The sequence below is a fragment of the Phocaeicola intestinalis genome (genome assembly GCF_014837065.1).
GTDB lineage: Bacteria > Bacteroidota > Bacteroidia > Bacteroidales > Bacteroidaceae > Phocaeicola > Phocaeicola intestinalis.
This window is the reverse complement of record NZ_JACSPP010000140.1, coordinates 1-860: the sequence shown is the minus strand read 5'-3', so window position 1 is coordinate 860 and position 860 is coordinate 1. Positions and strand designations below refer to the sequence as shown.

General features: G+C 28.6%; 1 protein-coding gene. It reads left to right on the top strand.

Translation table 11 applies throughout. The features are described from left to right. Positions 1-247: 247 nt before the first annotated feature. Positions 248-802, top strand: a complete 555-nt coding sequence (locus tag H9625_RS17395; RefSeq protein ID WP_191765584.1) for a radical SAM protein — start codon at positions 248-250, stop codon at positions 800-802. The last annotated feature ends 58 nt before the right edge of the window (positions 803-860 follow it).

Sequence of the window (860 nt, the reverse complement as noted above, 5' to 3'; positions counted from 1 at the left end):
TTGCAATAGTTTGCCCAATGATAACTGAGATTAGAAAATTAGATGCAAAATAAAATAAAGGGCGTGTTCGTATGATATATCTGACAAATATTTTACATAAAAATTCGATACATATATTTTTAGAGTATTTTTAGTATTTTAAGTAAAATAGATATGTAGATTATTGATTTTTTGTTTTAGAAATGTTATTATAATAATGGTAGTTTATCGTATTTTGTAATTATATTTCTCGAAAGGTATTGATGATATGAAAAATAAAAACACAATAATTATCACTGAAGAAATGATAAATTCGGACCCATACGGTTATACATATAAAGAAATTTGTGATTGCGTTGGAGAAAAAAAAGCTCGATCGCTTATGCATGCCCTTTATAAGGAAAAGCCCCAAAAGAAATATCAAACAATGAGCATTAATGATATTTATAATGGCGGTGACACAAGAAAATACTCTTTCAAATTAAAGGATGGTTACTGCGTTGAAACTGTTTGCATAAAGAGAAAAACAGGTGTAACTGTATGTGTTAGTACAATGGTAGGATGTCCTGTCGGTTGTATTTTTTGTGCATCTGGAAGTAATGGATTTATAAGAAATTTAACTCCTTCCGAAATTGTGCAACAAGTAACATTACTGAAGGAAAAAGTCAACAGAATTGTATATATGGGAATGGGTGAACCATTTTTTAATTATGATAATGTAATTAAGTCAATTCATATACTAAGAGATAGAAATGGGCTTAATTTCCCCACAGATGGAATTAATATTTCGACAGTAGGTCCTTTTAATACTTCGTTAAATTGATATCTAATCCGTTGATAACAAACAAGTTAATTAATAAAGTTTAGCAGAACAAAATAGG